Source organism: Paenibacillus sp. VCA1, from assembly GCF_031583795.1.
In the GTDB taxonomy this organism is placed as follows: Bacteria; Bacillota; Bacilli; order Paenibacillales; family Paenibacillaceae; genus Paenibacillus_AQ; species Paenibacillus_AQ albilobatus.
The window spans coordinates 123,903-143,137 of record NZ_JAVLSX010000003.1; the positions used below are offsets into that span (position 1 = coordinate 123,903).

Here is a 19,235-nt window from a genome sequence, read left to right on the forward strand (position 1 = left end):
TATGATTTTAAACATAAATTAAGTTAAAAAAGAGGCTAATGAGATAATTCTCATTAGCCCCTCTTTCTTAAAGAAGAATTTAATTCCTTAAATCTTAGCGAGTTACCGAAGTTCTGAAGTCTTCAGCAGCATTACCTGCTTCGTCAACAACAAATTTACCATTTGCGTTACCATTGAGGTAAACTTCAAGGTTTCTAATGTCGCCGACTTTTACATCAGATTTGAATTGAACGTACAGTTTGTTGCCGTCTACACGAGCACCAACTGTATCGGCATAATTACCATTCACAGCAACTTTGAATGCTGCAGAAGTGTAGAATACTTTTACATTTTCTACAAATGTAAGTTCTGCTTCATAGTAAGTAGCTCCACCTACAGTGGAAGTACCGATGCTAGCACTCAAAGGATTAGCATTATTTGCTGTATACAATTCAGGAGCAATCTTATCAGCTACAGGTGCCGATACAATCGCTTCAAGGGTACGTCCGTAACCATCAACGGATCTAATGTCATTTTGTGCAACAGTTTTAAGTGTAACACCGGAATTAGCAGGAATCACATCATTGTAGAACTTAAATTCAACCGATGTTTTTCCAGCGGATGCATTTACAATCGTGGCAGAGAAGTCGCTAGAATTATACGTTTTTCCTCCGATTGTAAATTCAAAATCGGAAGCGTACAGACGAGTCAACTCACCTTTAAAGTCAGCAACGACTTTGTTTTTGGCAGTTGCTTGAACACTATCTTTGTCGACTTCAATTCTCGAAGCCTTACGATCTTTCAAGCTAACTGTTTTATCAGAGACAAAGTTTCCATCAGCATCGGAGATGTTGATTGCACGGATGCTAACATTTCCTGCGTCGAAATCAACTTTAACATCTTTTCTAGGAACTGTCAGTTGTACAGTGTTAGAGCTGTAAAGTTTAATTTCAGTCGATGTGGATGGGAATGGATAGTAAGTTGATCCAACAACATAGTTGTATTTGTTTACATCCAGAGCATTTCCGCTACCAGTAGTTACAACAGGCTTATTAAACTGAACATTTACAACGTAGTTGTTGTCCTCATCAATCGTATACCAAGCAGAGTTAAGCTCAATGTTACCTGCTTCAGTTGCAGTAAAGCTTACGCTTTGAGGAACAATAGTGTTTCCGATTGCCGTGTTATCACGAACACCCGCAACTTCAAGGGTATATTTGCCAGATGGCAATTTACCGATTGTTGTCAGAACAACTTTGTTTTTCAATTTTTCATTGTTGTACTTGCTAACAGCGAATTGAGGAACATTTACTGGATGACCTTTAGTATCAAAGCCTTTACCCGAGAAAATGTCTCCATTTTCTTTTTTCAGCGTGAAGTTTTCTCTATTAGCGATGTCAGTCGCATTTACATCTTTAGAGAATTCAACAGTGATTTTCGTAACATCTCCATCAACTTCGCTAGTTACGCCAGCTACAGTCGGACGAGTTGTATCCAACTCAGGCGTTACTTTAATTTGACGGTTAGCAGAGTTACCGCTGTAGTCAGTTACACCATCAACATAGATCGTGTTTTCACCCAAGCTCAATTGCTTATCTTTGTCAAAAGTCAAAATGAGCTTGTTGTCTTTAATTTTGTAATCAGCATTTTTGCTGCTGGAAGTATGATATACTTTGCTGATCGATTTTACGGATTCGTTGAAAGTAATTTCAACTTTAGTAAGGTCCGTTGCTTTTACGGATTCAACTTCTGGTGCAGCTGTATCTTCAGCAACCGTCAGATCCGTCTCAACCGGAGCTACTTTGAAGTTTGCATAATCTTGAACATCTTGTACTGTCAAAGTGTGTTTACCAACACTCAGATCAGTAGTGATGAAGGCAATGTTCGGATAAGTATAATCTACATGTCCGGAAATGTTTTTGCCGTCAACTTTGTAGTTAGCCAAGTTTCTTGCAGTGGTTTGTGTAACCGGCTCAGAGAACACAACTTTGAACGCTTTTGTTCCCAAAGCTTTAGCTTCTTTAACTTGAGGAAGCTGAGTATCTACTGCAGAGAATTGAACTGTTTCATTGAAAGTCTTAGTGCCGCCAGCATTTTTGACGCCGCTAACTTTCAGGTTGTAAGTTTTTTGCGAAGACAACTTGCTGTCTTCTTGCAGCAACAGAGTTACACTCTTCTTGTCGGAAGACAAAGTAGCGGACTCCAGTTTTGTAAATTCAGCAACTTTGTAGTTGTCTGCATTTTCAGCTGTTTGTTGGTCAAGCTCGCCATCAAAATTGATTACCACTTCTTTGTAGTTTGTACCGGAAGCAGAAACGATTTTTTGAGCGGCTGTCACAACCCAAGTCACTTTTGCAGTGATTTCTTGGCCAGCAGATGTTTTGAATTTCACTTCAGTTTCTTTGTTAGGCTCGAGAGCTTTTTCCAAAGTTACTTTTACAACTTCGCCGGAAGTCAAAGTGAACTCGATGTCTTTGCCGTTTTCAGCGATTTTGTATTCCTTTACGGAAAGGTTGATGATTTGGTCTGCTTGGTAAGCAGCGGTAACCAGCTGTTCGCGAGTAGCGTTAGCTTGGAAGTTGATGTCCTTTGCGATCAGACCTTTGTCGATTGCTACTTGAACATAACCTTTAGCCCAAGTGGACGCGCTGTTGTCAGCGTTGGCAGGCACTTCAAGTTTCAGTGCACGAACCAGTGCAGTAGCCATTTCTTCAACAGTTACTTTACCGTTGTAGTTGAAGATTTGTTTTACTTTGTCTTGGCCTTCCATGATGCCGGCAGCAGTTACTGCTTCGATGTAAGGAACAGCCCAGTTTTTAGCGTCGTAGCCTTTGTCTTTGTAAGACAGAGTGCCAGTTACTTCTTTCAGACCGAGAAGTTTAGTCAGGACTTTCGCGAACTCAGCGCGAGTCATGTCTCTTTCCAAGTGAGCTTGCTTGTCTGGATAGCCGTTGAAGATTCCTTTAGCTTCCAGGGAGTTGTATTTGTCTTGTACGGATACTGCGGAATCACCGAATGCTACAGAAGCAAACATGGAGAATGCCATTGCTGTAGACAAAGCGACTGTCAAAATTTTCTTCATAACCTTTTGTTCTCCTCCTTGAACTTTCATCACAATAGAGTTTTCTTTAATTGGGTAGCTCTTGTTACTCATAGTCACGTGCACCCCCTTTCCCGAGTCGGAGCAAAATTACATATAAATGATGTCTGTGACGAAATCACAGAAACTGGTAAACTTGGAATACGACAAAAAAAGAGTAGATTCCTAATCCTACCTAAGTATTATACAATGGGGTCAAGATGTCGTAAAGAACATTTTTCTAATTTATAGACAAATTTCTTCTAAAGGACATTGTTGGATTCACCCATCGTAATTGACTCTACATCTTAGACGCGCGCCGTTATAAAAAGTTGCACCTTTTTTAAAAAAATTTCAAATTTGTTACCCAGGAACGAAAACCATGCCTTCATCTACGGCTTGTACAAGAAAAATGTGGAAAATAAAGGGCTTTGGCAATTGGAAATTCATTCGTGAAAATAAAAAAAGAACGCCTGGCGGCGTTCATTATGTTCCATAAACGAGTGCAATAGTTACAAAATATTAACGGATTTTCATGGCCAAAGAAATGATCTGAGCACGCATCTCCGGATCGGAGTTCAGGTTCTCATACATTTGCTCAATCGGCTGTTTGTTTTCACGGTATGTTTTTTCGTGCTTGATCGTGGTATGGGACCACTCGATCAGAGCATTTTCGGACTGCAGCAATTCGTTATAGGCATCATGAAAGCCCGTTTCCAGTACAAGGCCTTCCATAACTTCTTGAGTAACTTCTCTCGTTTTGCGAGTCATCTCAATTTTCTTCTCCAATGTGCTGGCCTTGTTCTCAAATTTGGTTTTTGCTTTCATATAGTCCAACTGAGCTTTGGAATAGATCGGTTTCATAAGATAGCCTTCACCCTTTAAATAGTAAATTGTATTTCTACGTCATTGTATCCTAAACATCGACAAATTACAAAGATATGTAATTGGAAAAAGATATGGGAGCCGGAAATTCCGGCTCCCGTTGCTTGTTTATGCTTACATTTTAGGCAGTTTCTTAAGGTCTGCCATGACCTTGCCCATGATGATGGCCGCGTCGCCGCGGAGCATATTGGCGGTAGGGTTAAACATGTAACCCCGTTTCGGATCCGCAGCGTCGACAGGCGAGCCTTGGATGAAGCCTTTTTTGGCGATCGCCAACACCGAAGGCTGCGCATAGTAGTCGATGCTTGCGTAGTCTTTGAAATATTTCTGCAGGTCCTTCGTAATTTTGGCACGGTCGGTCTCCAGCTTCAGGTTCAGCGCCTTGGCGATCATCACCGAAGCGTCCTGGCGGGTAATGGCGCTTTCCGCGTCGAAGAACTGCGGCTGAGCCCCTCTCGTGATGCCTTCCCGCGCCGCCGTCTCGATGTATCTGAAATCCCACAATCCATCGACGTTAATGCTGGTGAGCGAGCTCGGAATATCGGAGAAGTGTTTAGGCCCCTGATAGTTCAAAGGAATTTCCAGCGCCCTAATGATCGCGCGCACGAATTCAGCCCGGGAAATGTACAAGTCCGTACCGAAGCGTTCCGACGGATCGAATGCATTCATGACGCCTTTGGCATAGATGGTTTCGATGAAATCTCTGCCATACGGATGCTGAACTACGTCGTTGTAGGAATATCCCAATTTAGCTACGACATAATATCCGAAACGGTCAAACGGCACTTTAATCGTATGTTTTTTCGCATCCACGACGCCGCCGATGTTTTCCCATTTTTGCAGCTCCGGATCAAAACGGAACACCGTGACGAGTCGGCCTGCATCCTGCGAAATGTTGGCGTCATAGTTCAGCGTCAGCGTGCCGCGTTTGGACGGTATCAGCTCGTTCATGCTTTCTCTATTATAGAAGCTTCTCACATCCGAACCTGGAAGCTGATAAGGGTCGGAACCGTGTGTAACCGGGTCGTACACCTTATCCGTGTTGATATCGTCGGCCGTTCCCGGGTCGATCCAGAATACCGGGCTCGATTTGACGAAACGCTGCTGGAAGTTGCCGATGAAAAGCTGTTTGCCCAGCGCGATTTCATTGTCAAAGTTGGCTACAGGTACTTCGAATTCGCGTCTGTCGACGACCCCGTCATCGCTGTTGGCAATGGCGAACAAAACGTCATGCCCGGAGAACACTTGGTTTTTGAACTGATCGGCCACGTTGTAGTCTCTCCGGATCAAACTTGTGCCTTTTGGAAAGGTCAACGACAGGTTGCCGTCAAAAACCTTGTGGGAGTTTTTCATCGTTTCCAAATACTGCGCGCCCGGAATGCTCGTAGGCACGTATTTTACGGTAATATAGTCTTTCAGCTGATCGTTTCCAACAAAAACCGTGATGTCGATCTTGTTGTCCTTGTTTGGTTTGAGATCTTTCACGATCGCCTTGTAAGCGTTCGGATAATCGATGCCGTTGGATGGATCATAGTCGGCGTCAAAAGCGAATTTCGTCGCTTCCTGTTTGCCGATCATCACTTTCGAAGCATTATCGGAAGATACGATGACCTCAACATAGTTCTGATTCACCAGTCTTCTTCCTTCAAGCGGACGAATGATCTGGAACGGAGCCGTTTTGTAGGTTACTTCAAGGCGATAGGTTGCCGTAGGACCGCCTTCCCCGCTGTTGTAAACCGTAATGTTATACACGATCGGACTGCCGTTCAGCGGCAAGGTTTGATTCAAAAGCTTAAAGCTGAACGTTTGGGTTTCATAGTCATAATAAACGTTCAAATTCGGGTTCGTATTACCGTTTGAGCTGTTAAATACGTCGCCAGGGCTCTTCAATGCATAAAATCTTTGATCCATGGACCATGTGTATTCCTGGGTTTTGCCGTCGGTCGTAGGCGTCGAGATTTTAATCATATATTTGGAGTTGCTGGCCGCGTTTGTTAAAAGCTTGCTGTCTACCGCGCTTTTGGTTTGACCCAAATCGATAAAATCAAACGTTCCGTACACGTTCATTTTTTTCTCGGATGTCGTGTATACGGAACCCGATTGTTCGAACTTTTTGTCTTTCGGATCCGGAACCGGATCGGTGTTATCGATGCTGTACGGGAATACCCCTACCGAATTTGGCACCGGAATGACAGGCACGTTCAAAGGCACGTAACTGATGTTGATTGATTTTTCATACGAATTTTTCGGAGACTTGAACACGAATTTAATGATATTGTTGCCCGGGAACAATGCTGTGTAAGCTTTGTTTTCGTCCGCCGAGGCGATTTTGAACTTCGAAGGATCGTTCGGATCCGTGGGTTCAAGACTCACGAGCGTATTGTTGATATACAAAAAGATCGTCTGATCCTTGCCGCTGTATTTGATCTCGGTGTCGTTTGCGACATTCATCAGTTGTCCTTTAAAATAATCCACGTCTTTCATGACGTTGTCTTTCAGGTTCGGATTATTCGTGTCCATTTCGATTTTCATGTCGTCATACAGCGAAGTAAATTGAACGTATGGACCGTACAGCAAGGTCACCGGAACGGTGAGCTCCGAGCCTGCAACGTTGTTGGCTTGGAAGGTAATCTTCTGATAGCCGGCTGCCGGAAGTTTGTCTACCTTGATGATGATGCGCTGCAGCTCAACCTGATTTCCGTTAACGTTTTTAACGACTCTTTCGGAAGCCAGTACCACGGGCTGCGTGAAAGGCGACAGAGCATTGCCTTTGGCATCCGTGATCCCCGTGATTGTAATATTATTGACGCTTGCCCCGTTGGCGACCAATACTTCCATAGCGATCGGCAAGGAGAAGATGTTCGCTCCGCTCAGCGGCGTGCCCGACAGGTTCAATAATTGCGACGTGCTCATTCCGTTGCTGTATCCGGACAAATAATTGACTTCTTGAATAAACGGCTTGTTTTTATCCCGCAATGTCAGACCTACGGTCGAGGTGACGCCGGTGCCGGTAGTTCCGTCCGCCGCGGTCAACGTAACGTTGATCAGGCTGTCAAACTGCGCCGAAGCAGGAGCCACGCCCGAGAACTCGATCAACATGTAGTCATTGGAGCTTTCCAGCACGGTTACAGGCGCCGTTCCGCTGCCAGAGGCCCCGTTCGCAAAAGCATACCCCAAATAGGTCGACAAGGCTGTCGCGTCCGGCAATTGGCCGTTTTTGATCGGGATGATCGCTTTACCTTTTACAGTGAAATTGGTGCTGCTTACATTGAAGTTAGGGAAGGACGACAGATCCGGCGATACATCGGTGCCGTCCGTCGCTTTTACGTCGAAAAAGGTGACTTTCCCGTTATAAAACGTAATTTCGCGGCTGGTTTCCAGCGTTTGGTTTTGGTTCAACACTTTGATTTTGACGATGTTGCTTCCGCTGTTAACATTGATCGGCGAAGCAAAAAACTTATAGTTGTTGTAGCTCGAAACCGAATACGTCCAGCTGCGTCCATTGACCTCGACCGTTACCTTTTCTGCGCTTGGCGCGTAACCGGAGATGCTGATATCCGTTTTGGTTTTGCCATACGCAGGGCTTCCCGCGGAAGCCGTCAATACGGCCGGGCTGTCTTCTTTCAATTCCACGGCTTGGCTGCCGTCCACCAAATTGGCTTTCAGGTCATAAATCGTAGGGCCGTTGCGGTACTCGACATAGATCGAATCTTCGACCTGCGTCGTCCCCTGCAATCCTTTAAATGTAATCCGGTTCAATCCGGAAAACAGCTTAATGTTGGACACCGTGATTTTGCCGTTGTTGACGATAATATTGCCGGTCTGTCCTTCGTTTGAGTTGACGATGGAAATCGTTCCGTCCGCTTTCTTCGTCAATTGGTATACGCTGTAGGAGATTTGCTTGTCATTGACTCCGTTCAGCGTACCCGTCAAGCTGACGCGGTCTTCATTAACAAGGCGCGCCGAATTGGCGTCATACTGTTCGTTCGGAAAAATAAAAAAGGTGCCAGCTTGCGCTGCGCTTGCCTTACTTGCAAAGGAAGCCGGCAACAAACCTATGACTAGGGCTACCGTCAAAAGTACAGATAGGATCCTCTTCAAAATCATTTCCCTCCTGTTTATGCATTTATCTAATTTATCGGCACCAATCTATCGATAATTTAGAAAAAGCTAACAATAAAAAAACCTTTCCACACGAGCACCCAACATGATCGCTTAATTCATGGCCGTACCCGTTCGTCAAAAGACAATAAAAAAACGCCGCACCTCAGTGCAGCGTTCTCCATATAAATAAATATAATGGCATGAATCCATTTCCTTAAAACTTCACTTCGAACCTCGTTCCGCGCTTGCCTTCATCCTAAGCCTTGCAACCAAATCCAGAATCGGACGTTTCGTCTTGCCGACAAGGCCGATGACCTCGGCGCCGATTTGCATGAAAAACATCATCACGCAGATGACGACGAAGGTGACCCAATTCGCTTCATACATCGCGGCGGAGGACTGAATGACAGCCAGGACGCCGAAAAATGCGGCGATGCCGTATACGATGAGAACAGACTGGCGGTGGCTGAAGCCAATTTCCCGCAAGCAATGATGCAGGTGGCCCTTGTCCGGAGCGAAAATCGGTTTCTTCTGGATCCAGCGGCGCACGATGGCGAAAAACGTATCCGACAACGGCACGCCGATAATGATCAGCGGTGTAATAAACGATACGATCGCGATCTGCTTGAACCCGAGCATGGACAACATCGCCAGGCAAAAGCCAAGGAATAGCGATCCCGTATCGCCCATGAAAATCTGTGCCGGATGGAAGTTAAAGAACAGGAATCCGACCACCGCTCCAAGCAGCAGCAGGCACAGCAGCGCAACCGTCAGGTTACCCATCAACAAGGACATGACAAGGATCGTCCCGATCGCGATGCCTGAAACCCCCGCAGCCAACCCGTCCAGACCGTCGATCAGGTTGATGGCGTTCGTGACGCCGACGATCCAGAAAATCGTAAGCGGGATGGCGATCCAGCTTTCGAGCGACGAATAGGAATTGTTAAATGGTATATTCACAAAATCGACGGTGATGCCGAATCCGAAAACGACGATACACGCGGCGACGATTTGTCCAAGCAGCTTTACCTTCGCCGACAGCTCAAACCGGTCATCCAAAGCACCGATCAGGACGATCAGCGAGCCCCCCGTCAAAAAGGCTTTAATAAAATTCGCATCCCGAGTGGAAAAGTGATCTGCGACAAATGGAAGGACGGCAAACATGGACAGCATAAACGCCAAAAATATCGCCAATCCGCCAAGCCGGGGCATGATTTTCGTATGCACTTTTCGGGCGTTCGGAACATCGACGGCGCCGATCTTAATCGCAAATTTCTTCACCAGCGGCGTTAACAGCAGTGCCAAAGCCAATGACACGATACATCCGATGATGGCTATCATTAACATGTGTACGTTCAACCCCCATTTTCATTACCGGATTGAATTATACTCTCATCAAAAAAATAAAACCAATCCTGTTTTTTAGCAAAAAATCGGGTTTTTGCAGCTCATTTCAATCTTTTATCTGGGTTTTGTCACGTTTTCTTTATCCCGCATCACTTTTAAGGCGAATTTCGGCAGCGCAAGCATTCTTGCAGCCCGCGTCGGCTCCCGCAGCAGCCGGTAGAACCATTCGAGGCGCAGTTTTTGGAACAGCTTCGGCGCCCGTTTGGACTTGCCTGAAATGACGTCGAAACTTCCGCCGACGCCCATCATCAGCGGCACGCCAAGCTGCTCCTTGTACCGGGCAATCCAAGGTTCCTGCGTATCCGCCCCCCGTGCCACGAAAAGCAGATCCGGAGCCGCTTTGCGGATTTCGGCGATCACTTCCGCATCCTGATCCGCCTTGAAAAATCCGTCGCGGTATCCGGCGATTTCGACGCCGGGATATTGCAAATGTAACCTCTCCGCGGTAGCCTGAATCACTTCCGGTGTCGAGCCAAGCAAATATACCTTCCAATGGTAGTCTTCTCCGACCCTCATCAATTCATGTAAAAGATCGAAACCGGGCACGCGCTCCTGAACAGGCATCCCCGTTTTGGCGGCCGCCCAGACGACGCCGGTCCCGTCCGGAACCAGCAGCTCGGCGTTTTTCATCACCTGCATGTAGTCCGGTTCTTCCAGCGCCTTCATTACCATAATCGGATTGGCCGTAATGATCTGGACAGGCCTGCGCTCTTCCGATTGCAACATATGGGTTAAATACTTGACGGTATCCTCCATCCCCCATCTGCAAATCTGCAAACCGTAGATGGACACCGTAGGTATCTGTTCGAATTGGTTCACGGTCTAATCCCCTTATCCTTTACTGCTCAAAAAATCGATGATATGCCGCGCAGGCTCCTGCGCTTCCCGCTTCAACCCGTCGACGCGAGGTTTGGCCTGATCCTTCCAGCCTTGCGGGTCGGATAGAAGACGGGACATTTCCGACGCCAGCTTGGCCGGATCGAGCGAACGGCTTGTTCCGACCGGCGAAATATCGAGTCTTTTCAAAAAATGGTCGATTTTCGGATCGTACGAAATGCCGATCAGAGGCACAAGCCGGTTCGCGGCATAAATCAAACTGTGAAGACGCATGCCGATCACGAGATCGCAGCGCCCCACTTCAGCCAGCATTTGCCGCGGATGAACCGCCTCCCGGCATACCGAAATTTTGCTGCCGCCGGAAGCGATGTCCCCCAGCTGCTGGATAATTTCCTGCGAGGCCTTCTCGTCGCCCGGAAAATGGAACGGAAGGAACCGCAGATGGACAGGCTGCTTCCCGCAAAGCATCCGAAGCCCTTCGGCGATCCCGTGCAGTTCCCGGCGCTGCTCATCCCAGTAGCGGACCGAAATGCCGATGACCGGCAGCTGTGGATCTTCAGCTGAACCGACAAGCCCCGGACCTTCCGCTTCGGGCGTTAATCCCATCACGGGATCGGGGACGACCTGAATACGCCCCCTTTCAAGGCCCATGCTTTGCAGCAGCTCTGCGGATTGCTCGTCGCGCACGGAGATGTATTCGCATTTTTTAAACGTACCTTTGATGAGAGGATAAAACAGTTTCCGGTTCACCGGACCGACCCCCTGGGAGTAAATGAACACCGGCTTGTTCAGCCATTGCGCCAGTTTGATGACCCCCAGGTAATACGGAATGGTTTTGGTTCCGGTGGCGTCCTGCAGCAGGCTGCCGCCCCCGCTGATCAAGCCGCTGCTGTTCTTCAGCGCGTTTCTCACTTCGCCCAGCTTCATCCGGTGGACCGCCTGCACGCCATAAGTCGACGAAGTCCACTCCGGATCGATCGAAAGCACGACGGGGTTGATTTTGACCCCCGCCTGCTTCCCCTGCTCTTCCAGCGCCGTCAGGATGGATTGCAGCACGGCCTCGTCGCCGCTGTTTTTAAAGCCGTAATAACCCGAGATGACTATTGTTTTCTGAGGCGAGGTGACCATTTTTTCCAACATCCTTCCGCGATTTGCCATACCAGGATAGCGATCAGTCCGAGAATCAATCCGATTCCCATACCCAACAGGTCACGGGCAAGCGAAATTTTCATCGGCGAATGAATATGGGCAAACGTATCGACCATGGACAATTGTCCGATGACGGCGACGATCATAAGATAAACGGCATTCCGGTATCTGATGGACAGGAAAATTCCAAGCAGGAACAGCGGATGTCCCGCAAAAATCTCCTTATTCCGCGGACGCACATGGAACGTATTTTCCAGGAACGGACGGATCACCATCTCGATGGAGCTGACCTTGCCTCCGTTGCCTGTTCTGCTCAAATAATACATGCCGACGCCGGCGATCAGAACGCCCGCGACCACCCACAGCAGCGTAATCGGCGTTCTGAAGAGCTTGCCGATCTGCTGGAACGGCTTTCCGCCCCGGTACAAGATGACGAACACTGCGATCAGCAGAATCGGTGCCGCATGCAGCAGGCTTACGCCGCGGAACTGGTTCAGCACCAAGCTGTACGTGATATTGTTAAGCAGCGCGATTACAAACGGAATCGCCGCCATTGAAATAATGGATGTTTTGATGAACAAAACGATCGCATGCGCGATACGGCGTCCTGTAGACAGCTGCGAATCGGCGTTATTCAGCGCATTGAGCTTGCGGACCGCAAGAATCATCGCTACCGTCGGGCCGCTGATGGCCACGAACAGGGCAAGCGCCTGTTCAAACAACGTCGGTTTCAGGACATACAATCCCGCGCTGCCGATGAGCCCGAGCACGAAAGCCGGCAAAGTAAGCAGCGGCAGGAAATACGAAATCATAAGCGCAATAAAGGCGACTCCGCCAAGTACAACGACCATTTTGAAATAACGCTGCAGGGAAGAATCGGTAATATGGAATGCTTCCGCGCGTCCCATGGTAAATCCGTTTTTCTCCATCTGCTTGATGGCGTGGCCAGGCTCGTCCAGACTTTTAATGATGTTGTCGATCGAATTGGTGACCGTCGCTTTGGCCGTGTTTTTGCTGGCTGCCGTATTGATGTACAGCATCCGGATATTCCGGTCTTTGGTCGCCAAGGCAAAACGGTCGGCAATCGTGTCTTCATCCAGCTGGGCATCCTTATCGCTCAAAGAATACAAACGAACCACATTATAATGAATGTAATACGCGAGCTGGTTCATGCCTGCCTGCGGTTTTTTCGTGTTTTCGATCGCCGCAATGCCGATGCCATGCTGGTTCAGCAGGTTCGCGAAGCTTTGCAGGCTGTGTTTATCCTTATTATCGTTAAATCCTTTAACAGAGTCCCCTTCGAACAAAATCCGCTTGACGTCGTTCGCTTCATAATAAGCAAGCAGCTTATCCATCGCCTCCTGATCGTAAGGAAGGCTGTCGGACATCCGCGGCACGACGTGGAACCCTTTGCTCCGCAGCATCTCGAACGCAATCGGGTCCGGCTGCATCGGTTTCAGGGCGGCATCCTCCGGCGAAGTTTCGATGATCAGGCCTTTTTGGTCATGGAATTCCCAAGGTTTTACGTTAATATCCAAACTTTTAAACGTGTCTTCAATGAGCGGCGTTAACCGGCCTGCATTTTCTTCATTGGTAAACAGAATATACGTGAAATTTTCATCCGTCGGAACGACGCTTTGCGTCATTTGGGCAATGTCTTGAGCGTTATAGACCATAAGGCGCCGGGATTTTTTGAAATCGTCCAGCGTGCTTTCGAACATAGCCATGCTCGTAATCCCGGCCGCTTTTAATTTATCCAACTGCTCCTGCATAAATTGCTCCGGATGCGCCTGGTATGAAGCCACTTCCGCCAAGCCGCGGTAATTGAATACCAACTCCACGTTGTTGGCCGATGATTCCGTTTGGTATCTGTCGTACGCCACCGGCATTGCGGCGATGATGCCCAGTACGACCAGGATCCACAGCCATTTGCGCGATGCCGTGCTCCAGCGCTGCCATTTTTGATGCACCAAAAGTACCTCCTCATTAATAACTCCGCAAAGCCGCTGCAGCAGTCGCGGCGGCTTTGCGGACTATCCTTGTCTTGTGTGTCTAGGCGTCTACTCTCGCCATCACTTCAGCCGCGAGCTTGACGATCCGCTCTTCGGCATCCTGCAGCGATTGGCCGCGGACGGCGAAATACACTTTAATCTTCGGCTCCGTACCGGACGGGCGAAGACAGAACCACGAACCGTCCTCCAGCATATATTTAAGCACGTTTTCCCGAGGGAGGCCGTTCAGCCCTTTGGAATAATCCAGCACTTCCGTAACACGGGCACCGGCGACCGCCTGCGGCGGATTCTCGCGCCAGTCCGTCATTTTCGCCTGGATTTGGGCCAATCCGTCCTTGCCCTTCAGCGTGCGCGATTCGAGCTTTTCGCGGAAGTAGCCGAACTGCTCGTACAGCTCCTGCAGCACGGCGTACAGCGTTTTGCCCTGGGCTTTATAATATGCCCCCGCTTCGCAGATCAGGAGCGATGCCAGCACCGCGTCCTTGTCCCGGGCATAGTTGCCGGCAAGATAACCATAGCTTTCCTCATATCCGAATAAATACGTATATTTTCCGGATTGTTCAAACTCCGTCATCTTCTCGCCGATATATTTGAAGCCCGTCAGCGTGTTGAAGATTTCGGCCCCGTAATGGCGGGCGATCGCCGCGCCCATTTCGCTTGTCACGATCGTTTTGATAACCGCCCCGTTATGCGGCAGCATGCCCTTGTCCTTCAACTGGCTCAACAGATAATGGATCATGATGGCCCCGGATTGGTTGCCCGAAAGCACCTCATATTCGCCTTCATCATTCAGCACGACCGCTCCCATGCGGTCGCAATCCGGATCCGTGCCGATCAGGATATCGGCCTGTACTTCCTTGCCGAGCTTCATCGCAAGGGTAAATGCTTCGCGTTCTTCCGGGTTCGGCGATTTGACGGTGGAAAATTCGGCATCCGGCTGTTCTTGCTCGGTTACGATATGAACGTTGGTAAAACCCACCTTTTTGAGGACGTTCCGCACCGGAACATTTCCTGTGCCGTGCAGCGGGGTAAAGACGATGTTGAAGTCCTTTCCCAGCTTCGAGGCGATCAGGTCCCGATTGACGCTTGTCGCCGCTACCGTATCTTCGAAGGCCTCGTCCTCGGCTTCCTCTAGCCATACGAGCAGTCCCTTCGCTTCAGCTTCGGAACGGTCAAGCCGTTTCACGGCCGCAAAGGAATCCACTTCCTGGATGTATGCGATGACTTTCTCCGCCTGATCCGGAACAAGCTGGCCGCCTTCGGCATTGTAAACCTTGTATCCGTTATATTCCGGCGGGTTATGGCTCGCGGTCACCACGATGCCTCCTGTTGCGTTCAAATGGCGTACGCTGAAGGAAAGCTGAGGCGTCGGACGGAGCGACGGAAACAACTTGGCCGTAATGCCGTTGCCTGCCAGCACGAGCGCGGCCTCAAGGGCGAATTCCGGAGAAAAATGGCGGGAATCATGAGCGATCACGACCGACGGCACGCCTTCGGCTTGACCGTGCTGCTCCAAAATGTAGCGTGCAAATCCTTGCGTCGCTCTGCCCACAGTATAACGGTTCATCCGGTTGCTCCCTGCGCCGATCACGCCGCGGAGGCCTCCCGTACCGAACTCGAGATCTTTATAAAAGCGGTCTTCCAGCTCCATAGGCTGCTCGCGCAATTGCTGCAGCTCCTGTTTGGTCTCTTCGTCAACCGAAGGATCGGACAGCCAGCGCCGCACATTTTCTTCTGCCGTCAAGCTGAGTTTTGACATATGTTTTCCCCTTTCACCGTCTTTTGATCGCGTTAGCTCTTTTAGCCTTGATTCGGATCGGACAAAGCGAACATAATCTCGCCTTCGGCCACAACCTTGTCGTCAACCTTGGCGACCGCATGGCCTTTGCCGATGCTTCCCTTCAAACGGGTAATTTCCACTTCCAAGCGGAGCGTATCCCCCGGAACGACCTGGCCCCTGAACCGGAATCCGTCCAGACCCGCCAAAAAGCCGATTTTGCCTTTATTGCTCTCCACCTGCAAAATAGCCGCGGCGCCAACCTGGGCGAGCGCTTCGGTAATAAGTACGCCGGGCATAACCGGATATTCCGGAAAATGTCCAATAAAAAACGGCTCGTTGATCGTCACGTTTTTAATGCCGACCGCACGTTTGCCGACCTCCATTTCCACGATCCGGTCCACCAGCAAAAACGGGGGACGATGCGGGATAATTTCCTGAATTTCTTTCACGTTAAGCACGATTCATTTCTCCTTCCAAAATGGTCATTCGCCGGTTGGCGCTCCTGCCTAAGCAAAACACCGATTGACGTTTTCTATCCTCTATATTGCATAAAACCATAAATATACGGAAAAAACTATAGTTATCCTTCACCAACTGCAGAAGGCGAAGGTTCAGATAAGGGGCTTTCTCCATCAGCCGCAGTTTAATCGGCCGTGGCTTGGAGAGGGCCCTTTTGGGTGTTCTGAAGTCCCCCATCATTATACATTTTCCGAGTAAAAAAAGAAAACTCCCACGGACGAACGAAGGAGTTTTCTGTCACTCTGTTGCAGCGTTTCGACCCCTCACGGGGCAAAAACCAAATCGATGACATGCTGCCATGTCTTCCACTCAAACACGTCGGACAAGCTCTGCTTACCCATGACCACATATCCGAAGATCAATCCGCCGATCAGCGCGAGCAGCAGAAACAGCGGAATCATCCAGCGAATGACTATTCTCCAGCGCGCCGTCTTTCTTCTGGCAGGCTTCATCCAATCGTCCCGATCCTCTTCCGGTTTGCCCTGGGCATCGCTTTGATGCCGGGTTCTCGTCAGACGATCTGCCGGCTTATTCGTATCACTCATGGCCGCTTCCACCTAACCCCGCATATTGTTGGCCAGGTTCATCATCGTATCGCTTGAAGCAATGGCCCGGGCCGCCAGCTGATAAGCCCGCTGCACCTGCATCATATCGGTAATTTGACCCATGTAGTCAACGTTCGATTGTTCGAGATACCCGGAACGGATTTTCGTATCCTGCGGCATTCCCCCGCCCGTCGGCACCTGGAACACTTGGTTTTCCGTCAAGCTTGTCGGAACGACGAACAGGTTGCCGTCCATCTGCTGGAGCTCGTTTTCGCGGAGCGGCTTGAGCACTTTGAGCGTGCCCACGGTTGTAATCGCGCTTCCACTGTCCACCAGAACGTTGCCCTGAGGGTCAATGGCCACTTTTGCCGTATTCGGCACCCGGATATGCTGGTTTTTGTCGTTTAATACGAAGTATCCTTGATTATTGACGAGTACCATACTCCCTGGAGCTCCCGGGTCTGGAGCGAAATGAAAGGCGCCTTCCCGCGTATACGCCCGTCTGCCGTTTCCTTCGACTGCGAACATGCCGTCCCCTTCGATCGCAAGATCCAGCGGCTTGTCCGTCTGCTCAAGCGGGCCCTGCGAGATGTCGCGGAACACGTCGCCCGTACGGACGCCGAAACCTGTCGTGTACCCAAGCGGCGAAAACCTTCCCTGCTGCTTGAAGTCGCCCGGCTGCTGCATCACGGAAGTGAGCGTATCCTCAAACGTGGTATCCTTTTGTTTATATCCCACCGTATCCAGGTTCGCGATATTGTCGGCGATGATATCCAGTTTACGCTGAATACCGTTCATCGACACCAACGCGCTGATCATGGAGTTGTTCATCATTAACCTCCCTTAACCCTCATTTCTGCTCTATACCCGGCCGACCTCATTGACGGCTTTGTCCAAACTTTTATCATAAAATTGAATGACTTTCTGATTGGCTTCGTATGCACGCAGCGCCGTATTCATATCGACCATGGCCACGGACGCGTCGACGTTCGAGCTTTCGATATAATTTTGGCGCACTTCGACGCGATCGGTTCCGCCCACAGGCCGAACGCCGGCTCCCTGCGGATCGTCGATCCGGAACACGCCGTTTCCTTCGCGCACCATCTGAAAAGGCTGTCCCACGACCGAGACGCCCAGACGCGCTCCCCGCGCTCCGGTAGCCGGGTTCAGGACGTACCCCTGCTCGTCCACTTTAAAACGGTCCGCCGGACCTGTCAACACAATCGGCCGATTATTGCTGTCCAATACCTGGTAACCGGTAGAAGTCAGCAGTCTGCCGTCAAGGGCAACCTTAAATCTGCCGTCTTTCGTATACCGGATGTCTCCGTTCGGATCCTGCACCGTAAAAAAAGCTTCCGGCTTGTAAAACACTTCGCCGTCGGCGCCCACGTATTTGCCGGAGCCGTCGAACCGGATATTCTCCCCGGTGGCCGGGTCCTTCATTTCCATGTCGGACACAAGCGCGAAATCCGTCGTTTTGCCGCTTTCATGAATCACGCCCTGCTGATAGATCGATAACGCTTCCTCGGCGAATACGCCCGTGTTCAGCTTGCCGATCGTCGGAACCGGAACGTCGCTTGTACCGCCAAGCATCGTCAGAAGCATCTCCGGAAACGAGCGGGCTACGCTGTTCACCTGTTTGTAGCCGGGCGTATTGATATTGGCCAAATTTTGCACCGCCGTATCATGCCGGCTCTCCTGGGTCAGCATGCCGGCTGCTGCCGTGTAAAGTCCTCTTATCATTTGAGCGGAACCCCCTTTTCATGGTCGTGCCATAACCGTTAGCGGGCCGAAGACAGCCCGTTATCCTACTTTATTTTATCGGCGGCTCAGAAGGATTTCTTAACCACCTTGTCCAAATTGTCCAGCATGATGCCCGTTCCTTTTACGACGCAATGCATCGGGTCTTCGGCAATCAGCACCGGTACGCGAAGCTCTTCCGCAAGAAGCTCGTCCAGTCCGTTCAACAGCGCTCCCCCGCCTGTCAAAATGACGCCGCGGTCGATAATGTCCGCCGACAACTCCGGCGGTGTCCGTTCCAAAACCGACTTGGCTGCAGCGACGATGGAGGAAACGGGTTCCCACAGCGCTTCCTGGACCTCGTCCGAGGAGATGGTAACCGTAAGCGGAAGACCCGAAACCATGTCGCGTCCGCGAATATCCATCTCATCTTTGCGTCCTCCCGGGCGCACTGTGCCGATTTTGATTTTGATGTCCTCGGAGGTGCGTTCCCCGATCAACAGTTTGTATTTGTTTTTGATATATCTCACGATGGACTCGTCAAACTTGTCCCCCGCCATTTTAATAGAAGATGCGGTCACGATGTCGCCCATGGAAAGCACGGCCACATCCGTCGTACCGCCGCCTATGTCGACGACCATATTTCCGCTCGGCTCGAAAATGTCCATGCCGGCGCCGATCGCCGCAGCTTTCGGTTCTTCTTCCAAAAATACGTCTTTCGCTCCGCTGCGCTCGGCGGCCTCGCGGATCGCTTTCTGCTCAACCGACGTAATATTCGTAGGCGCACAGATCAGAATGCGGGGGCGGCTGCTCCAGCCGCGTGCACCCACACGTCCGATAAAATATTTGAGCATCGCCTCGGTGATGGCAAAATCAGCGATGACCCCGTCGCGCAGCGGACGGATGGCCACGATGTTGCCCGGCGTACGCCCTACCATTCTCCGCGCTTCTTCGCCGACGGCAAGCACTTTCTTCGAATCGCTTTCAATCGTCACGACGGAAGGTTCGTCCAGGATAACCCCCTTCCCTTTCACATGGATCAGAACGTTAGCCGTGCCGAGATCAATTCCAATATCCTTGCTAAACATCATGAAAAGAGCCCCCAAAGTCATATTTTATGGTAAAAGAGTCCCTGAGCCTTTCGAAGTCCCTTTTCGACAAGATGCAGCAAGAATTATGTATATAGGGAAGCAGGGATC

Annotated in this window: 13 protein-coding genes; all 13 read right to left on the bottom strand. The window is 49.8% G+C overall.

The annotated features are described in order from the left end of the window. Window positions 1-94 precede the first annotated feature (94 nt). The 13 genes from RJP21_RS07235 to mreB all read right to left on the bottom strand — a co-directional run bounded on the left by RJP21_RS07235 (window position 95) and on the right by mreB (window position 19,124). Window positions 95-3,133 carry an S-layer homology domain-containing protein gene (locus RJP21_RS07235; RefSeq protein WP_310858704.1) on the bottom strand — a complete coding sequence of 1,013 codons (3,039 nt, stop codon included), beginning with the start codon at window positions 3,131-3,133 and terminating at the stop codon, window positions 95-97. 447 nt (window positions 3,134-3,580) lie between these two features. After that, entirely contained in the window at window positions 3,581-3,922 is a 342-nt protein-coding gene (locus RJP21_RS07240) for a hypothetical protein (protein WP_160044072.1), read from the bottom strand. Between the two features lie 135 nt (window positions 3,923-4,057). Then, window positions 4,058-8,044, bottom strand: a complete 3,987-nt coding sequence (locus RJP21_RS07245) for an S-layer homology domain-containing protein (RefSeq protein ID WP_310858705.1) — start codon at window positions 8,042-8,044, stop codon at window positions 4,058-4,060. Between the two features lie 225 nt (window positions 8,045-8,269). Further along, on the bottom strand, window positions 8,270-9,394 hold the full coding sequence (locus RJP21_RS07250; RefSeq protein WP_160044070.1) for a glycosyltransferase family 4 protein: 1,125 nt from the start codon (window positions 9,392-9,394) through the stop codon (window positions 8,270-8,272). 114 nt (window positions 9,395-9,508) lie between these two features. Next, the gene (locus RJP21_RS07255; protein WP_310858706.1) at window positions 9,509-10,273 is read right to left on the bottom strand and encodes a WecB/TagA/CpsF family glycosyltransferase; all 765 of its coding nucleotides are present in this window, start codon (window positions 10,271-10,273) and stop codon (window positions 9,509-9,511) included. Between the two features lie 12 nt (window positions 10,274-10,285). After that, window positions 10,286-11,419, bottom strand: a complete 1,134-nt coding sequence (gene csaB / locus RJP21_RS07260) for a polysaccharide pyruvyl transferase CsaB (RefSeq protein ID WP_310858707.1) — start codon at window positions 11,417-11,419, stop codon at window positions 10,286-10,288. After that, window positions 11,392-13,410: a DUF5693 family protein gene (locus tag RJP21_RS07265; protein ID WP_310858708.1), complete on the bottom strand. Its 2,019-nt coding sequence runs from the start codon at window positions 13,408-13,410 to the stop codon at window positions 11,392-11,394. The genes csaB and RJP21_RS07265 overlap by 28 nt, the downstream gene beginning before the upstream one ends. A gap of 82 nt (window positions 13,411-13,492) precedes the next feature. After that, window positions 13,493-15,211 (bottom strand): phospho-sugar mutase, encoded by a 1,719-nt coding sequence (locus RJP21_RS07270; RefSeq protein ID WP_310858709.1) that lies wholly within the window; start codon window positions 15,209-15,211, stop codon window positions 13,493-13,495. A 41-nt stretch (window positions 15,212-15,252) separates the two neighbouring features. After that, window positions 15,253-15,690, bottom strand: coding sequence for a 3-hydroxyacyl-ACP dehydratase FabZ (gene fabZ, locus RJP21_RS07275; protein WP_160044066.1), 438 nt, complete (start codon window positions 15,688-15,690; stop codon window positions 15,253-15,255). A gap of 324 nt (window positions 15,691-16,014) precedes the next feature. After that, window positions 16,015-16,296 carry a DNA-directed RNA polymerase subunit beta gene (locus RJP21_RS07280; RefSeq protein WP_397386188.1) on the bottom strand — a complete coding sequence of 94 codons (282 nt, stop codon included), beginning with the start codon at window positions 16,294-16,296 and terminating at the stop codon, window positions 16,015-16,017. Window positions 16,297-16,308: 12 nt separating this feature from the next. Continuing rightward, window positions 16,309-17,127 carry a flagellar hook-basal body protein gene (locus tag RJP21_RS07285; RefSeq protein ID WP_310858710.1) on the bottom strand — a complete coding sequence of 273 codons (819 nt, stop codon included), beginning with the start codon at window positions 17,125-17,127 and terminating at the stop codon, window positions 16,309-16,311. 30 nt (window positions 17,128-17,157) lie between these two features. Continuing rightward, a complete protein-coding gene (locus tag RJP21_RS07290) occupies window positions 17,158-18,039 on the bottom strand; it encodes a flagellar hook-basal body protein (protein WP_310858711.1) in 882 nt (293 codons plus the stop codon). 86 nt (window positions 18,040-18,125) lie between these two features. Next, window positions 18,126-19,124: a rod shape-determining protein gene (gene mreB / locus RJP21_RS07295; RefSeq protein ID WP_310858995.1), complete on the bottom strand. Its 999-nt coding sequence runs from the start codon at window positions 19,122-19,124 to the stop codon at window positions 18,126-18,128. Between the last annotated feature and the right edge of the window lie 111 nt (window positions 19,125-19,235).